We start from the raw sequence: 20,086 nt of genomic DNA on the forward strand, positions 1-20,086 counted from the left end.
CCTTCCCGTGGATCCCGGCACGAGGCCTGCTCCTCGCGGGCCCGGCGGTCTACGCGCGCTCGGGGCCGGGCTCGGAATCGGGACCCGCGTCCGGGTCGGACGCCCGCTTGCGCGCCCCGTTCGTCGCCGTCTGCGCCATGCCCGGCAGGAAGTCCGCGAACAGCTCGTGCACTTCCCGCACCAGCGGCCGCAGCACCCGGAAGCGGGCCAGCACGATGCCCCGCGTCGTCAGCTGCGCGCCGCGCTCGGCGAGCCGCCGCGTCTTCTCGCTGTCCGGCGAGCGGTCGAAGACCCAGTACAGGACCAGGCCCATCTGCGAGAGCCACATCAGTTCCGGCAGTACGTCGGCCAGTTCGGCCGGCACCTTGGTCTTCGCCCCGGCCAGCACCTCGCGGTGGATGTCGATCGCCGCCTGGCGCGCGGCCTGCGACTCCTCCGAGAACGGACTGAGCGGACTCTCGGGATCCGCCGCGTTCTTGAAGAACTGCGAGGCGAACTCGTGGTACGGGGCCGCGATGTCGAGCCAGCTCGTCAGCACGCCCGCGAGCCGCTTCTGCAGATCGGTCTCGCTGTCCAGGATCGGCCGGACCGCCGCCTGATGAGCGGCGCCGATCCGGTCGTAGAACCCCTGGACCAGATGTTCCTTCGATTCGAAGTAGTAATAGGCGTTGCCGACCGAGACACCGGCCTCCTTGGCGATTCCCCGCATCGTGGTCTTGTCGAAACCGCGCTCCTGGAACAGCCGGAGCGCGGTTTCGAGGATGAGCGTGCGGGTCTGCTCGCTCTTGGGAGCCTTCTGATCAGTCACGGTGGACGAGCCTATCGGGGGACGGAGCACTGGTCGTCACAGACCGGTGCTCCGGGCTCCGCCCCAGCACCGCCCCCGCCTTCCGTCCGTACCGCCTGCCGCACTTTGGCCGCCGTGTACATGGCCGCCCGGGCGAAGGGCCGGCCGGTCGGGGTGGCGAGCCAGTTCGCCCTCGGCCGGTGCTCCACCAGCGCCCACAGGCACATGATGAAGGCGTCCGTCCCGGTCCACACGTGCCCCGCATCCCCGACGACGGTGATCTCCCGGAGCGTCGACGCGTGGTCGAGCCGCGGATACCGCTGCCGCGCCTCGAACGACGCGGCGGGCACGAACCGGAGCGGGACGAGCCGGCGCTGCCCGAGCAGCCAGTGCCGGATGTGCACACAGAGCGGGCAGCCGGCGTCGTACAGGACGGTCAGCGTCCGGACCGCCCCCACGGGCGTCACCGCTCAGGCCCCGGCCGGAGCGGTCCACCCCTGCGGGGCGACCGGCGGAGTCTGGTGCCGCTCCATGATCCCCCGGCGGCGCATCTTGTTCAGCACCCACACGTTCCCCAAGTGCATGACCCCGAGGACCAGCAGGACGACACCGAGCTTGACCGACAGCGCCTCGAAGAGGTCGCGGGCCGCCACGATCTCCTCGCTCGACCGCAGGTAGAGGGTCACGAAGCCGATGTTGACCAGGTAAAAGCCCACCACCAGCAGCTGGTTGACGGCGTCGGCGAGCTTCTCGTTTCCCTGGAGGACGTCGCCGATGAAGACGCGGCCGTTACGGCTGAGCGTGCGGGCGACCCAGACGGTGAGCCCGATGCTGATGAGCAGGTAGATGACGTACGCGACCACGGTGAGGTCCATTGCCCTCAGCCCCCTTGAACGTGTTCAATTACCTTGACGTCAGTCACTGTAGAGCTTCTTTTGAACATGTTCAAGCGTGGGCGGCTCACTGGATCGAGCGGAGGAACTCCAGCATCAGCCCGGTGATTTCCTCGGGGCGTTCCAAGGAGGGCAGGTGACCCGCCCAGGGCAGCTCCAGGTGTGTGGCACCGGGCACCAGGGACGGGAGTTCCGCCGCGATGCGGCGGGAGTCGGGGAGGTCATGGGCGCCGCCGACCGCCAGCGTCTTCGCCGTGACGGCGGCAGGTCGGCCTCCGGCTCGGGACGTTCGTGTTCCCCCGCGGCGCGGCGAGGCCCGTCTCGAAGTTCCGCAGCTGCATGGCTCCTACGATCCCGTGGGCCGCCGCGTCCGGCGTCCGGGCCGAGCCAGGTGGCGGCGTTGAGCAGAGCCGCGCCGGCCAGGTCGCCCGCCTCCAGCGCGCGTCCTCGGCCGCTGCGAACTTCCTCAGCTCCGGGCCCGGTTCGTGGCCGGGGCGGCCCGCACAGAGCAGGAGCAGCGAGGTCACCCGTCCCGGATGCGACGCGGCGATCCCGAGGGCGGCCAGCCTACGATGGCCGGCATGGACGAGGCCAAAGCCCTGGCGGGGAGCGGCGAGTTCAGCATCCTCGCCGAGCTGCTGGTCCGCCGGGCCCGTACCGGAAGTCTGCTCAACCCGGCGGAGGACAGCGCGCTGGAGGCGCCGGCGTCACGGCCCGACGAGAACCGGGCGCGGCCCACCGGATCCGGCCGGCCGGATCCCCGTACGCCCTCAGCTCCCCGTACGCCCCCAGCCCCCTCGGCTCTCCCGCCCTCAGAAGCTCAGCGACCGCGCGTAGTTGATCTGCGTCATCACCCACGGGTACGTGTTCGGGCCCGTCGCCGGGATCATTGTGGAGTGGTGGCGGCCGCCGCTGGTGACCGTGACCTGGATGTAGCCCGTGGTCTTCTTCTCCTTCATCAGGAGGAACAGGAGGCCGATCAGGCAAAACAGCGCGAAGACGATCGCGAGCACGACCGCGTGGGTCGGGATCTTCTCCTCGGTGCGCGAGAAGTCGGTCGCGTTCCACATCGCGCCCCTGAGCGGCATCGTGCCCGACGGGGTGATGATCTGGTCCCCGGCGATGGTGATGTCGCCGAGCGACAGGCCGGCGCCGCCCGGGTTCGGGGCGGCCGTGGGCGGGTACGCGGGGGCGGGCAGGCCCGGACCGCCGATGGTCGGCTGGTAGGCCGGGGCCGACGGGTAGGACTGCTGGGGGTAGCCGTAACTCGGCGCGCCGGGGCCCGGGTTGTAGCCCGCCGGGCCGGGCCCGCCGCCCTGGCCGGGGTCGCTCGCGTATGGATTCGGCTGCTGCTCGCTCATGTGGCCGATCCTTCCACAGCCACCCCTCACCCTGTGCCCCGATGGGAAGGCCGCGTCCGCGGAGCCGAGCTTTCGGCATGACGGAGGCCCGCACCCCGGCAGGGGTGCGGGCCTCCGTGAACCAACGACAGAGCTCCGACAGAACTCCGACAGACCTACGGCAGGTTCACCGGAAGGTCAGAAGCGACGCGTGATCAGCGCGCGCTTGACTTCCTGGATCGCCTTCGTGACCTCGATGCCACGCGGGCACGCGTCGGTGCAGTTGAAGGTCGTGCGGCAGCGCCACACGCCGTCCTTGTCGTTCAGGATCTCCAGCCGCTGCTCGCCGGCCTCGTCACGCGAGTCGAAGATGAAGCGGTGCGCGTTGACGATCGCCGCCGGGCCGAAGTACTGGCCGTCGTTCCAGAACACCGGGCACGAGGACGTGCACGCGGCGCACAGGATGCACTTGGTGGTGTCGTCGAAGCGCTCGCGGTCCTCGGCGGACTGCAGACGCTCGCGCGTCGGCTCGTTGCCCGTCGTCACCAGGAACGGCATGACGTCCCGGTACGCCTGGAAGAAGGGCTCCATGTCGACGATGAGGTCCTTCATCACCGTGAGGCCCTTTATGGCCTCGACGGTGATCGGCTTCTCCGGGTTGATGTCCTTGATCAGCGTCTTGCAGGCGAGCCTGTTCTTGCCGTTGATCCGCATCGCGTCGGAGCCGCAGATGCCGTGCGCGCACGAGCGGCGGAAGGTGAGCGTGCCGTCGAGGTCCCACTTGATCTTGTGGAGACCGTCGAGCACGCGCTCCTTCGGGTCGATCTCGATCTGGAAGTCCTGCCACTGCGCCTCGTCCGAGATCTCGGGGTTGAAGCGGCGGATCCGGAACGTGACCGTGATGAAGGGCGAGGCCGCGGCCGCCGCCTCCATCTTGTCCGTCTTGCTCAGGGTCGGGGTAGCCATCAGTACTTACGCTCCATCGGCTGGTAGCGGGTCGTGACGACCGGCTTGTAGTCGAGCCGGATCGAGTCCGAGCCGTCGGCTCCGACCTCGCGGTACGCCATGGTGTGGCGCATGAAGTTGACGTCGTCGCGGTTCGGGTAGTCCTCGCGGTAGTGACCGCCGCGGGACTCCTTGCGTGCGAGCGCGGACACGGCCATGACCTCGGCCAGGTCGAGCAGGTTGCCCAGCTCGATGGCTTCGAGCAGGTCCGTGTTGAAGCGCTTCCCCTTGTCCTGGACGGACACGTTCTTGTAGCGCTCGCGCAGCTCCGCGATCTTCTCGACCGCGGTCTTGATGGTCTGCTCCGTACGGAACACCATCACGCAGGCGTCCATCGTCTCCTGGAGCTCCAGGCGCAGCTCGGCGACCCGCTCCTTGCCCGTGGAGTTGCGCAGGCGCTCGACGAGGTCGGCGACGTCCTTGGCCGGGTTCTCCGGCAGCGCGACGTAGTCGTTCTCGTGCGCGTACTCCGCCGCGGCGATGCCCGAGCGCTTGCCGAAGACGTTGATGTCCAGCAGCGAGTTGGTGCCCAGGCGGTTCGCGCCGTGCACCGACACGCACGCGACCTCGCCGGCCGCGTACAGGCCCGGGACGACCGTGGTGTTGTCCATGAGGACTTCACCCTGGACGTTGGTCGGGATGCCGCCCATGGCGTAGTGCGCGGTGGGCTGGATCGGGATCGGGTCCGTGTACGGCTCGATGCCGAGGTACGTACGCGCGAACTCGGTGATGTCCGGGAGCTTGGCGTCGAGCTGCTCCGGCGGCAGGTGCGTCAGGTCCAGGTACACGTGGTCACCGGCCGGACCGCAGCCGCGGCCCTCGCGGATCTCGGTGTAGATGGAGCGCGAGACGACGTCACGGGACGCGAGGTCCTTCATGACCGGCGCGTACTTCTCCATGAAGCGCTCGCCGTCCTTGTTGCGGAGGATGCCGCCCTCACCGCGGGCGCCCTCCGTCAGCAGGATGCCCATGCGCCAGATGCCCGTCGGGTGGAACTGGAAGAACTCCATGTCCTCCAGCGGCAGACCGCGGCGGTAGCAGGCCGCCTGGCCGTCACCCGTGAGGGTGTGCGCGTTGGAGGTCACCTTGAAGAACTTGCCGGTGCCGCCGGAGGCGTAGATGACGGCCTTGGCGTGGAACACGTGGATCTCGCCGGTGGCGAGCTCGTACGCGACCACACCGGCCGACTTCTTGACGCCGTCTTCCTCGACGAGGAGCTGGTCCAGGACGTAGAACTCGTTGAAGAACTCCACGCCCTCCTTGACGCAGTTCTGGTACAGCGTCTGGAGGATCATGTGACCGGTGCGGTCCGCGGCGTAGCAGGACCGGCGGACCGGGGCCTCGCCGTGGTTGCGCGAGTGGCCGCCGAAGCGGCGCTGGTCGATGGTGCCGTCCGGCGTGCGGTTGAACGGCAGGCCCATCTTCTCCAGGTCGAGGACGGCGTCGATGGCCTCCTTCGCCAGGATCTCGGCGGCGTCCTGGTCGACCAGGTAGTCACCGCCCTTGATCGTGTCGAAGGTGTGCCACTCCCAGTTGTCCTCTTCCACGTTGGCCAGCGCGGCGGCCATGCCGCCCTGCGCGGCGCCCGTGTGGGAGCGGGTGGGGTAGAGCTTCGTCAGCACGGCGGTGCGGCTGCGCTTCGTCGACTCGATGGCGGCGCGCATGCCCGCGCCACCTGCGCCGACGATGACGGTGTCGTACTTGTGGATCTTCATTGGTTTCGCCTCAGCCCCGTTGCCTAGCGGATGTTCGGGTCGAAGGTGAAGATCACCAGCGTGCCCAGAAGAATGGTGAACACCGTGGCGGTGTAGAGCAGGCCCTTCAGCCACAGCCGCGTGTTGGCGCGCTCCGCGTAGTCGTTGATGACGGTACGCAGACCGTTGGCGCCGTGCAGCATCGCCAGCCACAGCATCAGCAGGTCCCAGACCTGCCAGAACGGGGACGCCCAGCGGCCCGCCACGAAGGCGAAGCCGATCTTGGAGACGCCGCCGTCGAGCACCAGCTGGATCAGCAGGTGGCCGATGACCAGGACCACCAGCACGATGCCCGAGAGGCGCATGAAGAGCCATGCCGCCATCTCGAAGTTGCCGCGGGTCGAGCGCGGGGTCTTGCCCGTGCGCTTGCGCGGCGCCTCGATGTACGGAGCCGGGTTGTCGACGTCGTAGAGGGTCACGCCCTCCACGTCGCCGACGGCCTTGGCGGAAGAAGTGTCAGAAGACATGCGCGTCACTTCCCGAACAGTTCAGCGGCTGCGTGGCCGAGCACGGGGTACAGGGCCCCGGCCATCAGCACGATCCAGATGCCCATGACGGACCAGAGCATCTGCTTCTGGTAGCGCGGGCCCTGGGACCAGAAGTCCACAGCGATGACACGGAGACCGTTGAGCGCGTGGAAGAGGATGGCGGCCACGAGGCCGTACTCCAGCAGCGCGACGATCGGAGTCTTGTAGGTAGCCACGACATCGTCGTACGCCTCAGGGGAGACGCGGACGAGAGCGGTGTCGAGGACGTGTACGAACAGGAAGAAGAAAATGAGGACGCCGGTGACTCGATGAGCCACCCAGGACCACATTCCTTCCCGGCCGCGGTACAACGTTCCAGCCGGCACGGAAAACCCTCCGGAAGCGGGGCGGGGGCCAGCCGGCTTCGTTGTCGGTCGGGCCCGGCCGGGTACGGTCCTCCGGCCCCGGACATCGTAGCGACGCTTTGTCGGTTCCTTCGCGCGGGGGCCATCGGTGTGATCAAACAGGCACGGACGGGCTATCCCACAGGGGTGAATAGCCCGATTCGGTCGCAGACAGCCCGTCTGCCGAGGTCAGCCAGTGTGTCAGGTCCCACAGCCGGGCCTGGACGACGCGGCGCAGTTCGTCCGCGGAGATCGAGCGCTCCTCGTCGACCTCGTGCCCCATCCGCCGCCGGATGGCCGTCAGCAGCTGGTCCGCCTGCTCCTCCGGAGGGTGTCCGTCGAGGCAGATCACGAAGGCGTGCCCGAATGTGCGTTCGTACTCGGCGTGGGCCGCGTCGAGGGCCAGGACCGCGGCGTACGAGGCCCCGTGCTCCAGTTCCACCGAGGATTCGGCGGCCAGCGCCTCCATCAGGTCGGCCTGGGACAGGTCGTACGAGGCCTCGTCCGCGGCCGCGAGCAGCGCGCCGAGGTCCGGGTAGGGGCGGTGGGCGGCCACTCGGTGCGCCCAGCGCCGGCTTCCGCAGCACTGCAGCAGGACCGCCTGGACGGCGTCGGACGACAGGGCGTTGAACCGCGCCAGTCCGGAGCCGTACGAGGGATCGGAGCTGCCGCGGGCCTGTGCCGGAAGGTGGCTCGACAGCGTGGGGCTCCTCGGGGCGTGGCGCGGGTGTCCCGCCACGCTATCGACGCGGGGCTGGGAGTGTCGTACCCATTCGAGGATTTCACCCGGAAGTGAGCCGAAAGGATGACGGAAGCGCCGCGGACGGGAGGATGAAGAAGCGGAGACGGGGAAGGCAGGGGGGAAGGCGCGCGGGAGCGGCGGGGAAGGGTCCGGCGAGGAAGGGGCGCGGGAAGGGTCCGGCGAGGGAGGGGCGCGCGAGTCGGCGAGGAGGTCGCGAGTGGCCGGGAAAAGGGGAAGGCGACCGAGGCCGCCACCCCCCACAGGAGAGGCCCCGGTCGCCGTCCGTCACGGACTCGTGCGACAAGCCCGTAACCCTGTCAGCGCCTCCGGTGCGTTTTATGTCACACCGCTCTCCGCACAGGGTTCGTTGCTGGTTGTACAACGCGTGGACGTGAGGTGCTTGAAAGCCGTAACGTGCTGATTTGCGCAGGACGTACAGGACAGTGAACGGGTTGGGGACTTTGCTGGGGGACGACGCCGAGCTGACGGCCGCGGTGCTCGCGGCACAGGGCGGCGATGAGAACGCGTTCCGTACGGTGTACCGCGCCGTGCATCCACGCCTGCTCGGATACGTACGCACGCTCGTTGGAGACGGCGACGCCGAAGACGTGACCTCCGAGGCCTGGCTGCAGATCGCCCGCGACTTCGACTCCTTCACCGGCGACGCCGACCGCTTCCGGGGCTGGGCCGCCCGCATCGCCCGCAACCGGGCGCTCGACCACATCCGCATGCGCGGCCGCCGTCCCGCCATCGGCGGTGACGAGACCGAGCTGACGGGCCGGGCCGCCGACTGCGACACGGCGGGCGAGGCCATGGAGTCCCTCTCCACCGGCCTGACCATGGCGCTGATCGCGCAGCTTCCCCAGGACCAGGCTGAGGCCGTCGTCCTACGGGTCGTGGTCGGCCTGGACGCCAAGAGCGCGGCCGAGACCCTGGGCAAGCGGCCGGGCGCCGTACGCACCGCCGCGCACCGGGGGCTGAAGAAGCTGGCGGAGCTGCTGGCGGCGCAGGGTCCCGACGGCGCCTTCGGCCCGGGCGCGGACTCGGTGGTTCCGGTCGGCGATAATGGAGAGGGCCCAGAGCGGGACGGCGGGGGCGGGAGGGATCTCGACGCCGTACCCGCGCAGCGTGGCCGAAGCGGTGGCCTCGTAGAACAAACCGGTGTGACGCATTCACGTTGGCGGACGCAGAAGGACATGTGATGGCCGACGAGCGCAACAGGTGGCTGGACGAAGCCGCGGCGGACAGACTGCTGCGCGGTGACCCGGTGGAACCTGTGGGCCCCGGCGCCGATTCCGGCGCCCGGCATGACGCGGCCCGGCTGCGCGCCGCCCTCGACGCCCTGGAGGCCCTCGCCGAGCCGGCGCCCCTCGGGGCGGAACTGCCCGGGGAGGCCGTCGCGGTGGCCGCCTTCCGCGCGGCGCACGGCGGGACGGCGCCCGGCACCCGGCCCGACGCCGGGTCCGATGTCCGGCCCGATGTCCGTCCCGACGCCCGGTCCGCAGCGGCCGGTTCGGGGGACCCCCTCGTCGACATCGGCCTCCTCGTCCCCGCGCCCGTGCCCCGGCGCCGCCGGCCGGTGCGGTTCGGCCTGGCGGCTGCCCTGGCCAGTGTCGCGGTCGGCGGACTGGCCGCCGCGGCGGCGGCCGGACTGCTGGACCGGTCCGGGCACGACCATGCTGGGCCCGGACCGGCGCTGTCCGTCAGCGCGGACGGGGATCCGGCATCCGGCGGCAGCACCGGCCCGACCCTCAGCCCGCAGCTGCGGCCCCACCCGCTGCGCAGCGGCGAGGGTTCGGCGGCCACCTCGGGCGTCCCGCAGACACCGGGCGCGGACGGGCAGGCGACGGGCGGAACCGGAACCACCGGCGGGCCCTCGTCCGGCACGGGCACCACCGGCGGCCTGTTCAAGGACGGCCAGGACGGTACCGAGGACGGCTCCACAGGCTCCGGCCGCGAGGGCGAGCGGGAGAACCGCCTCCAGGCGGCGGACCTCTGCCAGGACTACCGGGCGGGCCACCTCGACGACGACCGCCGCGAGCGGCTCTCGCGCCTGGCCCGCGGCCTCGCGCGCATCCCGCACTACTGCGAGTCGGTGCTGGACGGGGTCCCCGAGAGCGGCCCGGCCGACTCCCCGGCCGGCTCCGAGGGCGCGCCCGGCGGTGAGCGGAGCGCCGGTGGCGGGGGCGAGATACTCCAGGCGCCGACGCCGGTCACGAAGGACAAGGACGGCTCACCGGGCCACCGCAGCCGCCGCTGACACCTGCTGTAACACTTTTCGAATCCGCGGCGCAGTACATAACGAGCCGACTGGTCATCGGCCGCGCATGAGCCGGGGTTCCCCCCGTACCCCTGGGCTCTGCGCAACCGGCGCGGGCGGGGTTCGTTCCCCCGGCCCTGCCCGCGCCCTCTACCTCACCAGTAGACGACGACCTTGTCGCCGACGTTCACCTGGTCGAACACGGCCGCGAGCTTGCCCTTGTCCCGGACGTTCACGCAGCCGTGCGAGGCCCCGTTGTAGCCGCGCGCCGCGAAGTCCGCCGAGTAGTGCACCGCCTGGCCGCCGCTGAAGAACATCGAGTACGGCATGGCCGTGTGGTAGAGCGTGGACGTCCAGTCCTTTTCCTTCCGGTCCACCTTGAAGACGCCCTCGCGGGTCGGGGTGTTCTCCGAGCCGAAGCGCACGTCCATGGTGGAGATGATCTTGCCGTCGATCATCCAGGCCAGGGTGCGGCTCTCCTTGCTGATGCACATGACCCGGTCCTCCATGCAGCGGGCGTCGGGGGCGTCGGGCTCGTTGACGGTCGGCGGGCGCAGCTCCTCCGCCGTGGGCTTCTCGCTGGCGCCCTGGATCTTCTTCCAGGTGGCCTCGTCGACCGAACCGGTGGCGCCCAGGCCGTTCTTCGACTGGAAGGACCTGACCGCGGCGGTCGTCTTCGACCCGTAGAAACCGGTCGGCGCGACACTCATCAGCTTCAGCTGCCGCAGGCGGGCCTGGAGCTCGCGCACCTGCTCGCTGTCGTCGCCGTTCGCCATGATCTGCTTCACCGTCGGAGACGGCGAGGACGAGGGCGTCGGGGACGCCGACTTGGAGGGCGATGCCGACGGCGAGGCGTCAGCGGGCTTGTCGTCGGTGGACGGGGACGTTTCAGGTGAGGGACCCGCCGTGGACGCGGACGGAGCCGAGGAAGCGGAACCTGCGGACTCCGCCTTCTGCGGCCCGCAGGCGGTCGCGGCGAGCGCGACGGCGGTAGCGATTCCGAGCGTGCGGATTATGACTCTCTGGCGCTGCATTGCAGTCCCCCGATTTCTACGTGGTGTATGTAGTTGATGCCTGGCGCGCGTGGAGAGTTGCACACGGTCCCGGGATGTTGCGCCATTGTGACAAGCGCCGCCCGCAGCCGTTCGCGGCCGGGGAATCCCCAGCGGTAGCCGGGGGAGGTTGTATCAGCCCCGGGCCTGGTTGCCCTACAAAGGACTCGTCAATGGCACGCACCGAGAGCGGAATTCCGATCGAACCGGTTTACGGGCCCGGGGACCTGACGGGGTGGGACCCTGACGTCAAACTAGGCGAACCGGGCAATTTCCCCTATACCCGGGGGATCTACCCCACGATGTACACGGGCCGTCCGTGGACCATGCGGCAGTACGCCGGATTCGGCACGGCCGCCGAGTCCAACGCGCGCTACCGCCAGCTCATCGCCGGCGGCGGCACCGGACTGTCCGTCGCCTTCGACCTGCCGACCCAGATGGGACACGACTCCGATGCCCCCCTCGCCCACGGCGAGGTCGGCAAGGTCGGGGTCGCGATCGACTCGCTCGACGACATGCGGGCGCTGTTCGACGGGATCCCGCTCGACCGGGTCTCCACCTCGATGACCATCAACGCGCCCGCCGCCCTGCTCCTGGTGCTCTATCAGCTGGTGGCCGAGGAACAGGGCATCCCGGGCGGGCAGCTGACCGGCACGGTGCAGAACGACGTCCTGAAGGAGTACATCGCCCGCGGCACGTACATCTTCCCGCCCGAACCCTCCCTCCGGCTGACGGCCGACACCTTCCGGTACTGCCGCGCCGAGATCCCCAAGTGGAACACCATCTCCATCTCCGGCTACCACATGGCCGAAGCGGGAGCCTCGCCCGCGCAGGAGGTGGCCTTCACCCTCGCCGACGGCATCGCGTACGTCCGTACGGCCCTGGCGGCCGGAATGGCGGTCGACGAGTTCGGCCCCCGGCTCTCCTTCTTCTTCGTCGCCCGCACCACCCTGTTGGAGGAGGTCGCGAAGTTCCGGGCGGCCCGCCGGATCTGGGCCCGCGTCATGCGGGAGGAGTTCGGGGCGCGGGACCCCAAGTCGCTGATGCTGCGCTTCCACACCCAGACGGCCGGAGTCCAGCTGACGGCGCAGCAGCCCGAGCTCAATCTCGTACGGGTGGCCGTGCAGGCCCTGGCCGCCGTACTGGGCGGCACGCAGTCGCTGCACACCAACTCCTTCGACGAGGCGCTGGCACTGCCGACGGAGAAGTCTGCCCGGCTGGCGCTGCGCACCCAGCAGGTCCTGGCCTACGAGACGGACGTGCCGCACACCGTGGACCCCTTCGCCGGGTCCTACGCCGTCGAGCGGATGACCGACGAGCTGGAGGAGGAGACGCTCGCGCTGATGCGGCGGATCGAGGACCAGGGCGGGGCCGTGGCCGCGATCGAGGCCGGTTTCCAGAAGGCGGAGATCGAGCGGAACGCCTACCGCATCGCGCAGGAGACCGAGAGCGGCGAGCGGGCCGTGGTCGGGGTCAACCGTTTCGCGCTGGAGCGCGAGGAGGCGTACGAACCGCTGCGCGTGGACCCGGCCATCGAGGCGCGCCAGTGCGAGGCGCTGGCGCGGCTGCGGGCAGAGCGCGACGGGGCGGCGGTGTCAGCGGCGCTGGCGGCGCTGCGGGAGGCGGCCGCGGGTACGGAGAACGTGCTGTATCCGATGAAGGAGGCCCTGCGCGCGCGAGCCACGGTCGGAGAGGTGTGCGGGGCGCTGCGGGAGGTGTGGGGGACGTACGAGCCGGCCGGTGCCACCTGGTGAGGGAGCCGGTGAAAAGCGGTGGACTGACAGGCGCGACCCTGTGGGACACTCCTGCGCATGCTGGGTGTGACCGATCTTCCTACTTATCTCGCCGGCCTGGTGCTGATCGTCCTGCTGCCGGGTCCGAACTCGTTGTACGTGCTGTCCGTCGCCGCCCGCCGCGGGGTGCGCGAGGGGTACAAGGCCGCCTCCGGGGTGTTCACCGGCGACGCCGTCCTGATGGTGCTGGCCGCCGCCGGCGCGGGAGCGCTGCTCCAGGCGAGCCCGCTGCTCTTCACCGTGGTGAAGTTCCTCGGCGCCGGGTACCTGGCCTGGCTGGCCGCGGGCATGCTGCGGGCGGCCTGGAGCATGTGGCGCCACCGCAAGGCGCGGCAGGAGGAACTGCTGACCGCCGAGGAGCCGGCGGGCGCAGCCGAGCGGCCCTACCGGCGGGCCCTGGTGGTGAGCCTGTTCAACCCGAAGGCCATCCTCTTCCTGCTGTCGTTCTTCGTGCAGTTCGTCGACCCGGGTTACGCCTACCCCGCGCTGTCGTTCCTGCTGCTCGGCGCCGTCTCGCAGCTGGTGAGCTTCCTCTACCTGACGACGCTGATATTCACCGGCACCCGGCTGTCCGCCGCCTTCCGCCGCCGCAAGCGGCTGTCGGCCGGGGCGACGACGGCGGCGGGCGTGCTGTTCATGGGCTTCGCCGCCAAGCTCGCCGTCAGCTGAGCGCGCGGCCCAGCCGCCCGAGCCGCCGCCCGAGCCGCCGAACGGCCCGGCGTACGGCCGGGATCCTGGGCAGGAAGGACAAGTGGGCCGGGATGCCGCCCGGCAGGCCCAGCACGGTCAGGCGGCGGCGGGTGAAGTACCGCCGGGTGCGCGGGGCCAGGTGCCGGGCCAGGTAGGCCTCGGCCGCTGCCCGCCGCGAGGACAGGGTCTGCGGCTGCATCGTGAAACCGACCGCGGTCAGCAGCCCGGTCAGCTCCCCGCGGACCCGCTCCCGGCTCGGAGCGGCCTGGGAGCGGACCGCCTCCGCGTCCGCCAGGTCGGGAAGCAGGGCGTCCACCAACGCCAGCGGGACGCGGTTGCTGTTCTGGTACGGGGTCAGGCGGGCCAGTATCCCCTCCGTGCCGGTCCGGGCCACGGGGAGCCCGTACAGCGTCGCGGCGGTCAGCAGGCCCGTCGAGAAGCAGCCGACGACCAGCGCGGGGCGCAGCCGCTGGTACAGGGTCTCGGCCAGGACCGGTGCGCTCACCACGGTCAGGCGGACACCGAGCCGGCCGGCCTCCGCCTCCGCGCGGCGGGAGTAGGCGGCCGGGGCGCTGGGATGCGGCTTGAAGACCAGCTCGCGGTGGCCCAGGGCGTGGACGCCGCGGACCATGGCGACGTGGAGCTCCTCCTCCGCCGCGGGGGTCATCAGGTCCAGGGCGGAGAGGTACTGGCCGAGGAGGAGGGCCGGGGGCTCGGACGGCGCGGGGTCGGACGGGACTGGGCCGGGCGGGACCGGGTCGGACGGGGCTGGGTTGGACGGGGCTGGGTCGTGCCAGGCCGGCGCGGCGTCGCCCGGCGAGAGGTGAGCCGGCCGGGCGGGTTCCACGAGCTCGGTACCCGCGGGCGACTGGGCCAGTTCGGCGAGGACCTTCAGGAACGGCTCCGTCGGCAGCACTTCCGCCCGCACCCCGAACTCCGTCATCAGGAGCGGCTCCAGCCCCGGCACCAGGTCCAGGTGGAGCACCCGCCGCACCCGCATCCCGAGCTGCGGGTCCAGGCGGAAGCGCGTGGGTCCGTAACTCATCAGGCCGTCGGCGTAGACGTCGACCGCCGCGCCCGGGAAGAGCCGGCACAGGCTCTGCGCGGGCGGGACCTGGAGGGACTCCACGATCAGCTCGACACGGTCGTCGCCGAGGCCCCACAGGACGCGCAAGTGCCGTTCCCACAGCGGGACGTCCTCGGCGCGCGGGGCCCAGACGCTCGGGTGCATCGGCTCGATCGTGCGGTTCCAGTCGAGGACGTCGTCGAAGCGGCTGCGCAGGGCGGCGAAGCCAGGCATGTCCGCGAGCCCGGGGGAGATCTCGGCGGTGACCGCGTGGTTGCTGGTCAGCAGGATCCGGCGGCCGGCCTGGGGGAAGCTGCCCGCGTCGATGCCCGCCGCGAGCGTGGCCGCGCCGTACAGGGTGGAGGCCAGGAAGATCTGGACGGGCATCAGGCGGTCGCTCCCGACGGAACGCGACGGCTCGCGCGCAGGCGGCGCAGAACGCAGGAGCGGTCGAGGTCCATCGTGTCCAGGGTCTGGCCCAATACGTCCTGGGGCATGCGTCCGAGCGCGGCCGCGCTCATCGAACGGAGTTTCTTGGCCACGGCCGGTTCGAACCTTTCAATGGACCCGATATGGTGCGCGATCATTGCGCAATACGTTCGGACGGCTTTCGGAAGCAGCAGGCCGGATTCCCGGTCGGCGGCCGTATCCGACAGGACTTGATCGAATGCGCGAATGAAATCGAGCTGCCGCTCGTCGCCGATTTGCGTCAAGGAGGTGGAAACCCCGCGTCGGTAGAAGATTCCGGGCATTGCGACCACCGCGAAGGACCGCGCCTCCCGGTGCAGCCGCCAGATCCACGGCCGGTCCTCCGCCGTCCGCAGCCCGTCCGTGAAGTGCAGGACCCCGCGGTCCAGCAGCCGCCGGTGGTACATGCCGGCCCAGGCGTACGGATAGTCCACCGAGGTGGCCCGGGTGACGGGCAGGATCCCGGCGCGCGGATCGGCGACGACCCCCTGCGGGCCGTACGGGACGCGCTGCACGGTCCGCGACCGGCCGCTGCACCGGACATGGTCGGTGCGGACGAAATCGCAGTTCAGCGCCTCGATGGCGGCCAGCATCCGGCCCAGGTGGCCGGGGGCCAGCCAGTCGTCCCCGTCCAGGAAGGCGACGTACTCGCCACGGGCCGCGTCCAGACCGGTGTTCCGCGCGGTGGCCAGACCGCGGTTGCGGTCGTGTCTGAGGCGGACCGCCCCGGGCAGCTCGCGCGCCGCCCGCTCCAGCAGGACGGGCGTCCCGTCCGTCGAACAGTCGTCGACCAGCAGGAACTCGAAATCGTCCCGCGCGTTGAGTTCGAGACTTTTCAGGGCATCGGGTGCGTATGTCTGCACGTTGTAGAACGGCACGACGACGGAGAGCTTGAGCACCCATGAGACATTAGGACGTCGTTCCTCATTCACCATGGCCCGGATACGGATTCCGTGTGAACGACGCGGGGCGGTCACGTTAACCCGCGCGCTTTCGCTTTCCGGCGGCAGGCTGTTAACCCGCTGTTGTGCGGTCGTTGGGCCGATCACCGGAATTGCGGAATAGCTTCTGCCGCGTGCCACAACGCAAGCGCGTCGCCGTACTCGCCGATTCCGATACGCGATGGAAATGGGGCGCCCTCACCGCCCGCCGTCTCGTCCCCGACCACCAGCTCACCGGATACCTGCTGCGCGGCCGCGCCACGCCCACCGCGCGCCAGCTCGGGGAGGTGGGCGTCCAGGCCGACCGGCTGACCGAGGTGACCTGCGCCGAGTTCCTCGCCGGGATCGAGCGCGAGCGCTACGACGTGATCGTCCTCGCGCTGGTCGGCGGAGCCGTCCAAGCCGTCCTGCACGGGGCCCGCGCCCTGTGGCCCACCCCGTGCGAGCGGCCCGTACTGGTCACCGGCTACGTGGGCGTCGTGTACGAGAAGCTCGCCGACGGGCTGCTGCTGCGGCACGGGGCCGACGTCGTGCTCGCCAACTCCCGCCACGACGCGGAGCGCTTCCGCGCCGTGTACGAAGGGGTCGGCGCGGACGCGAGCGCCGTCACGGAGACCGCGCTGCCGTTCCTCGGCGGTGCGCCGTACGAGCCGGCCGGCTCGGGCCGGGCCCACGCGGTGGTCTTCGCCGTACAGCCCTCCGTACCCGACGGCCGCGCGGACCGCGCGTACCTGCTGGAACGGGCGGCCGCGCACGCGCGGCTCCACCCGGAGCGGGAGGTGCTGATCAAACTGCGCAGCCGGCCCGGGGAGCACACCACGCACCTGGAGGAGCAGCCGTACCAGCGGCTCGCGGCGCGACTCCCCGGCGGGCTGCCCCCCAACTGCCGCCTGGTGTACGGGAACATGGGCGAGGTGCTCGACGGCGCCGGCCTGCTGGTCACCGTCTCGTCCACCGCCGCCCTGGAATCCCTCCACCGGGGCATCCCGACGGCGGTCCTCACCGACCTCGGCATCCGCGAAGCCCTCGGCAACCACCACTTCCTCGGCTCGGGCTGCCTGGCGTCCTGGGACCAGCTCGACGCGGGCCTGCTCCCGCGGGGCGACCCGCACTGGCTCGCGGCCCAGGGAGTCACCGGCCCCGCCGCGCACGACGCGTACGCCCGTGCCCGGGCCAGGGTCGCCGGGCTGCCGGGCCGGCTCCCGCCCCCGGACCCGTACTACACGCTCACCACCGCCCCCCGGTACCTGCCCGCGATCCTCGCCCGGCACCACCTCGCCCCCGACGGCACCCCGCTGCCCGGCGCGGCCCGCCCGACGGCGCGTGAGTCCCGGCTGCGGCGGCGGCTGCACGCCCATCTGCGGGACGCCGCCCGCGGCGCCTACCGGCACGGGGTCCAGCGGGTCGCCCCCGTGATCCGCCGGATGGGGGAGCTGTGAGGGTCCTCGCCGTGATCCCGGCCCGCGGCGGGTCCAAGGGAGTCCCCGGCAAGAACCTCGCCGAAGTCTCCGGCACCCCGCTCGTGGCCCGCGCCGTCCGGGCCTGCCTGGCCGCGCCGGCCGTGACCGACGTGGTCGTCTCCACCGACTCCGAGGCGATCGCCGCCGTCGCCCGCGACGCCGGCGCCGACGTCATCACCCGGCCCACCGCGATCTCCGGGGACACGGCCACCAGCGAAGCCGCCGTCCTGCACGCCATGGCCGGCTTCGAGGAACTCCACTCGCTCACCGTGGACGTGGTCCTCCTGGTCCAGTGCACCAGCCCCTTCCTCACCGCCCGCGACGTCGACTCCGTCGCCGCCGCCGTCGCGTCCGGGGCAGCCGACTCGGCCCTGACCGCGGCCCCCTTCCACGGCTTCCTCTGGCGGGAGGGTGCCGACGGCGCCGGGAGCGGGGTCAACCACGAAGCCTCGTACCGCCCCCGGCGCCAGGACCGCCCGCAGGACCTGCTGGAGACCGGCGCCGCCTACGCCATGGACGCCGCCGGCTTCCGCACCGCCCGGCACCGGTTCTTCGGCCGCACCCTCCCCGTCGCCGCCGACCCCGCGCGGGTCCTGGAGATCGACGACCCGCACGACCTCGCCCGCGCCCGCCTGCTCGCCCCGCTGTTCGACGTACGACCCGACCCGCAGCCCACACCCCCGCAGCCCACACCCCCACACCCCGCACCCCCGCAGTCCCGCCCCCGCACCCTCGCGCCCCCGCACCGAAGGACGTCGCCCGCCATGACCGTCGCCAGCCCCCATGCCGATGCCACCCGTCTGCGCACCTTCGGATCCCGCAGCGCCGGGCCCGGCCGCCCCGTCTACGTCGTCGGCGAGATCGGCATCAACCACAACGGAGACCTCGGCAACGCCCTCGCCCTCGTCGACGCCGCCGCCGAAGCCGGCTGCGACGCCGTGAAGTTCCAGAAGCGGACCCCGGAGATCTGCACCCCGCGCGACCAGTGGGACATCGAGCGCGACACCCCCTGGGGCCGGATGACCTACATCGACTACCGCCACCGGGTCGAATTCGGCGAGGACGAGTACCGCGCCATCGACGAGCACTGCGCGCTGCGCGGCATCGACTGGTTCGCCTCCCCGTGGGACACCGAGGCCGTCGCCTTCCTGGAGAAGTTCGACGTCCCCGCCCACAAGGTGGCCTCCGCCTGCCTCACCGACGACGAGCTGCTGCGCGCCCTGCGCGCCACCGGCCGCACCGTGGTCCTCTCCACCGGCATGTCCACCCCGAAGCAGATCCGCCACGCCGTGGAGGTGCTCGGCAGCGACAACATCCTGCTCTGCCATGCCACGTCGACGTACCCGGCCAAGGCCGAGGAGCTCAACCTGCGGGTGATCGACACCCTCAAGGAGGAGTACCCCAACGTCCCGATCGGTTACTCCGGCCACGAGACCGGCTTGCAGACGACCCTGGCCGCCGTCGCCCTCGGCGCCGCCTTCGTCGAGCGCCACATCACCCTCGACCGCGCCATGTGGGGCTCCGACCAGGCGGCCTCCGTCGAGCCCGGTGGCCTGGCCCGCCTGGTCCGTGACATCCGCACCATCGAGACCGCCCTCGGCGACGGCGTCAAGCGCGTCTACGCGTCCGAGCTGGGCCCGATGAAGAAGCTCCGCCGCGTCCAGGGCGAGCCGGCGGCGCTCTGACGCGCGTACGAGGTTCCGTCCCGCCCGCCCCCTGACGAGGAGTTCGTGGTGATCCCTTCCGCCTCCGCCCTGGCGTTCGTCGAGAGCCCGGTCCAGCTGCTGAACGTGCTGGAGTGGGCGTACGCGCACCGCAAGACCGGGGCCCGGGCGCAGGCCCCGGCGGACGACGGCCCCCCGGCCGGCGCGGCGGGCCCGCTGCGGATCGTCGTGCTGCCGCCGACCGACCCGATGTCCCGCGGCCAGCTGCGCCGGATGGCGGGGCTGGCGCGCGACGAGGGCCATCAGGTGCGGTGGCAGGAGGCGCGCGGCGGCGGGTTCGCGCCGCTCAAGGCGCTCGCCGCGCTGGCCCGCGAGGTGCGGGCGGCGCGCCGGGTCGTCGTCGGCGACCCCTTCTCGCGCTACGTCCAGCTGCTGCTCACGCTGGTACGGGCCGAGGAGCTCGTCGTGGTCGACGACGGCACCGCCACCATGGAGTTCGTCGCCCAGACCGCCCGCGGCGAGCGCCTCGTACGCTGGCACCGGGTCGGCGGCTGCGGACTGTCCGGCCGGGTGCGCGAGCTCGCGTACGCACCGGTGGCGGCGACCGCGCGGCGCCGCTTCACTCCGGGCGAGGGCAGGGGGCGGCGCGTGGAGGTCTTCAGCTCGATGCCCGTCACCGTCCACGGCGCGATGACGCTGCGGGTCAACGACTTCGCCTGGACCCGGTCCCGCTTCGGCCCGCCGCGCCTGGCCAGGGGCACCGACCTGGTGGGCACCTCGCTCGTGGAGACGGGGGTGGTGGATCCGGACCGCTATCTGGACGCGGTGCGCGCCCTCACTCTGGAGCACGGCGCGACCCGGTATTTCGCGCACCGCCGGGAGTCCCCGGAGAAGCTGCGCGCGCTGAGCGAGGCGACCGGGCTGGAGATCGTACGTCCGGACCTGCCGCTGGAGCTGATCGCGCGGCGTGGACCCATCGGCCGTACCATCGTCAGCTTTCCGTCCACGGTCGTCCACACGCTGCCGTACGCCCTGACCGGTACCGGCGTCACGGTCGCCGTATGCGATGTGGACCCGGCCTGGCTCACCGGCTCCGCCTCGCCCAGGGCCCGCACCTTCCTCGCCGGAGTCACCGACACCGCCCGTGAGGTGCGCAGACTCCCCGTCCGGGCGGCTCCTGCGGCCGGATGAGCGCGCGAGTTTACCCCCCGGCGCACCGGGTCATGCCTCCAGAGGCGGGTTTCTTTCCCCTAACGGCATGAACTTTTCGTGATCTCCAGCCAGTTGGGTGGTCCGTACG

The 20,086-nt window shown here is 71.3% G+C and carries 19 protein-coding genes and 1 pseudogene; 8 read left to right on the forward strand and 12 right to left on the reverse strand.

Annotated elements, in window-relative coordinates:
- Nucleotides 1–49 precede the first annotated feature (49 nt).
- From ABZX75_RS13660 to ABZX75_RS13700, 9 genes are all read right to left on the reverse strand, one after another.
- Nucleotides 50–808, reverse strand: a complete 759-nt coding sequence (locus ABZX75_RS13660) for a TetR family transcriptional regulator (RefSeq protein ID WP_355410321.1) — start codon at nucleotides 806–808, stop codon at nucleotides 50–52.
- 11 nt (nucleotides 809–819) lie between these two features.
- On the reverse strand, nucleotides 820–1,254 hold the full coding sequence (locus ABZX75_RS13665) for a DCC1-like thiol-disulfide oxidoreductase family protein (RefSeq protein WP_355410322.1): 435 nt from the start codon (nucleotides 1,252–1,254) through the stop codon (nucleotides 820–822).
- 3 nt (nucleotides 1,255–1,257) lie between these two features.
- Nucleotides 1,258–1,662, reverse strand: a complete 405-nt coding sequence (locus ABZX75_RS13670; RefSeq protein ID WP_355410323.1) for a hypothetical protein — start codon at nucleotides 1,660–1,662, stop codon at nucleotides 1,258–1,260.
- Nucleotides 1,663–2,492: 830 nt separating this feature from the next.
- Nucleotides 2,493–3,041: a hypothetical protein gene (locus tag ABZX75_RS13675; protein ID WP_355410324.1), complete on the reverse strand. Its 549-nt coding sequence runs from the start codon at nucleotides 3,039–3,041 to the stop codon at nucleotides 2,493–2,495.
- A gap of 177 nt (nucleotides 3,042–3,218) precedes the next feature.
- On the reverse strand, nucleotides 3,219–3,986 hold the full coding sequence (locus ABZX75_RS13680; RefSeq protein WP_355410325.1) for a succinate dehydrogenase iron-sulfur subunit: 768 nt from the start codon (nucleotides 3,984–3,986) through the stop codon (nucleotides 3,219–3,221).
- A complete protein-coding gene (sdhA, locus tag ABZX75_RS13685) occupies nucleotides 3,986–5,740 on the reverse strand; it encodes a succinate dehydrogenase flavoprotein subunit (protein WP_355410326.1) in 1,755 nt (584 codons plus the stop codon). Before sdhA ends, ABZX75_RS13680 begins: the two co-directional genes overlap by 1 nt.
- 23 nt (nucleotides 5,741–5,763) lie before the next feature.
- Nucleotides 5,764–6,246 (reverse strand): succinate dehydrogenase hydrophobic membrane anchor subunit, encoded by a 483-nt coding sequence (locus tag ABZX75_RS13690; RefSeq protein ID WP_355410327.1) that lies wholly within the window; start codon nucleotides 6,244–6,246, stop codon nucleotides 5,764–5,766.
- 5 nt (nucleotides 6,247–6,251) lie between these two features.
- The gene (sdhC, locus tag ABZX75_RS13695; RefSeq protein ID WP_355410328.1) at nucleotides 6,252–6,632 is read right to left on the reverse strand and encodes a succinate dehydrogenase, cytochrome b556 subunit; all 381 of its coding nucleotides are present in this window, start codon (nucleotides 6,630–6,632) and stop codon (nucleotides 6,252–6,254) included.
- Nucleotides 6,633–6,765: 133 nt separating this feature from the next.
- Nucleotides 6,766–7,389 carry a 2-oxo-4-hydroxy-4-carboxy-5-ureidoimidazoline decarboxylase gene (locus ABZX75_RS13700; RefSeq protein ID WP_355410329.1) on the reverse strand — a complete coding sequence of 208 codons (624 nt, stop codon included), beginning with the start codon at nucleotides 7,387–7,389 and terminating at the stop codon, nucleotides 6,766–6,768.
- 464 nt (nucleotides 7,390–7,853) lie between these two features.
- On the opposite strand from ABZX75_RS13700, the gene ABZX75_RS13705 reads away from it, so the two are divergent.
- Both ABZX75_RS13705 and ABZX75_RS13710 read left to right on the forward strand, forming a co-directional pair.
- On the forward strand, nucleotides 7,854–8,594 hold the full coding sequence (locus ABZX75_RS13705) for an RNA polymerase sigma factor (RefSeq protein ID WP_355410375.1): 741 nt from the start codon (nucleotides 7,854–7,856) through the stop codon (nucleotides 8,592–8,594).
- Nucleotides 8,594–9,652: a hypothetical protein gene (locus ABZX75_RS13710; RefSeq protein ID WP_355410330.1), complete on the forward strand. Its 1,059-nt coding sequence runs from the start codon at nucleotides 8,594–8,596 to the stop codon at nucleotides 9,650–9,652. Before ABZX75_RS13705 ends, ABZX75_RS13710 begins: the two co-directional genes overlap by 1 nt.
- A 155-nt stretch (nucleotides 9,653–9,807) precedes the next feature.
- On the opposite strand, the gene ABZX75_RS13715 is transcribed toward ABZX75_RS13710, so the two are convergent.
- Nucleotides 9,808–10,686: a L,D-transpeptidase family protein gene (locus tag ABZX75_RS13715; protein ID WP_355410331.1), complete on the reverse strand. Its 879-nt coding sequence runs from the start codon at nucleotides 10,684–10,686 to the stop codon at nucleotides 9,808–9,810.
- Between the two features lie 191 nt (nucleotides 10,687–10,877).
- Here ABZX75_RS13715 and ABZX75_RS13720 point away from each other — a divergent pair, with 191 nt between their 5' ends.
- Nucleotides 10,878–12,458: a methylmalonyl-CoA mutase family protein gene (locus tag ABZX75_RS13720; RefSeq protein WP_355410332.1), complete on the forward strand. Its 1,581-nt coding sequence runs from the start codon at nucleotides 10,878–10,880 to the stop codon at nucleotides 12,456–12,458.
- Nucleotides 12,459–12,515: 57 nt separating this feature from the next.
- A complete protein-coding gene (gene leuE / locus ABZX75_RS13725; RefSeq protein ID WP_355410333.1) occupies nucleotides 12,516–13,166 on the forward strand; it encodes a leucine efflux protein LeuE in 651 nt (216 codons plus the stop codon).
- Here leuE and ABZX75_RS13730 read toward each other — a convergent pair.
- Both ABZX75_RS13730 and ABZX75_RS13735 read right to left on the reverse strand, forming a co-directional pair.
- On the reverse strand, nucleotides 13,159–14,640 hold the full coding sequence (locus ABZX75_RS13730; RefSeq protein WP_355410334.1) for a polysialyltransferase family glycosyltransferase: 1,482 nt from the start codon (nucleotides 14,638–14,640) through the stop codon (nucleotides 13,159–13,161). The two genes, leuE and ABZX75_RS13730, sit on opposite strands and share 8 nt — an antisense overlap.
- Nucleotides 14,640–15,620, reverse strand: a complete 981-nt coding sequence (locus tag ABZX75_RS13735) for a glycosyltransferase family 2 protein (protein ID WP_355410376.1) — start codon at nucleotides 15,618–15,620, stop codon at nucleotides 14,640–14,642. Before ABZX75_RS13735 ends, ABZX75_RS13730 begins: the two co-directional genes overlap by 1 nt.
- Before the next feature lie 176 nt (nucleotides 15,621–15,796).
- Between ABZX75_RS13735 and ABZX75_RS13740 the strand changes: the two genes are divergently transcribed.
- The 4 genes and pseudogenes from ABZX75_RS13740 to ABZX75_RS13755 all read left to right on the forward strand — a co-directional run bounded on the left by ABZX75_RS13740 (nucleotide 15,797) and on the right by ABZX75_RS13755 (nucleotide 19,977).
- Nucleotides 15,797–17,101, forward strand: coding sequence for a DUF6716 putative glycosyltransferase (locus tag ABZX75_RS13740; protein ID WP_355410335.1), 1,305 nt, complete (start codon nucleotides 15,797–15,799; stop codon nucleotides 17,099–17,101).
- A gap of 11 nt (nucleotides 17,102–17,112) precedes the next feature.
- Nucleotides 17,113–17,484 (forward strand): annotated as a pseudogene (locus tag ABZX75_RS13745) (NTP transferase domain-containing protein); the annotation flags it as partial.
- Nucleotides 17,485–17,886: 402 nt separating this feature from the next.
- The gene (locus ABZX75_RS13750; RefSeq protein ID WP_355410377.1) at nucleotides 17,887–18,807 is read left to right on the forward strand and encodes an N-acetylneuraminate synthase family protein; all 921 of its coding nucleotides are present in this window, start codon (nucleotides 17,887–17,889) and stop codon (nucleotides 18,805–18,807) included.
- Nucleotides 18,808–18,855: 48 nt separating this feature from the next.
- Entirely contained in the window at nucleotides 18,856–19,977 is a 1,122-nt protein-coding gene (locus ABZX75_RS13755; RefSeq protein ID WP_355410336.1) for a hypothetical protein, read from the forward strand.
- Nucleotides 19,978–20,086 lie beyond the last annotated feature (109 nt).

Origin of the sequence: Streptomyces sp. NPDC003038 (assembly GCF_040611115.1) — a bacterium.
GTDB lineage: Bacteria > Actinomycetota > Actinomycetes > Streptomycetales > Streptomycetaceae > Streptomyces.

Excerpts from the sequence above, each read along its gene's own strand:
- ABZX75_RS13670 (WP_355410323.1), bottom strand. The coding sequence starts at position 1,662 with ATGGACCTCACCGTGGTCGCGTACGTCATCTACCTGCTCATCAGCATC.
- ABZX75_RS13675 (WP_355410324.1), bottom strand. The coding sequence starts at position 3,041 with ATGAGCGAGCAGCAGCCGAATCCATACGCGAGCGACCCCGGCCAGGGC.
- ABZX75_RS13680 (WP_355410325.1), bottom strand. The coding sequence starts at position 3,986 with ATGGCTACCCCGACCCTGAGCAAGACGGACAAGATGGAGGCGGCGGCC.
- sdhA (WP_355410326.1), bottom strand. The coding sequence starts at position 5,740 with ATGAAGATCCACAAGTACGACACCGTCATCGTCGGCGCAGGTGGCGCG.
- ABZX75_RS13690 (WP_355410327.1), bottom strand. The coding sequence starts at position 6,246 with ATGTCTTCTGACACTTCTTCCGCCAAGGCCGTCGGCGACGTGGAGGGC.
- ABZX75_RS13710 (WP_355410330.1), top strand. The coding sequence starts at position 8,594 with ATGGCCGACGAGCGCAACAGGTGGCTGGACGAAGCCGCGGCGGACAGA.
- ABZX75_RS13715 (WP_355410331.1), bottom strand. The coding sequence starts at position 10,686 with ATGCAGCGCCAGAGAGTCATAATCCGCACGCTCGGAATCGCTACCGCC.
- ABZX75_RS13720 (WP_355410332.1), top strand. The coding sequence starts at position 10,878 with ATGGCACGCACCGAGAGCGGAATTCCGATCGAACCGGTTTACGGGCCC.
- leuE (WP_355410333.1), top strand. The coding sequence starts at position 12,516 with ATGCTGGGTGTGACCGATCTTCCTACTTATCTCGCCGGCCTGGTGCTG.
- ABZX75_RS13730 (WP_355410334.1), bottom strand. The coding sequence starts at position 14,640 with ATGCCCGTCCAGATCTTCCTGGCCTCCACCCTGTACGGCGCGGCCACG.
- ABZX75_RS13750 (WP_355410377.1), top strand. The coding sequence starts at position 17,887 with ATGACCGTCGCCAGCCCCCATGCCGATGCCACCCGTCTGCGCACCTTC.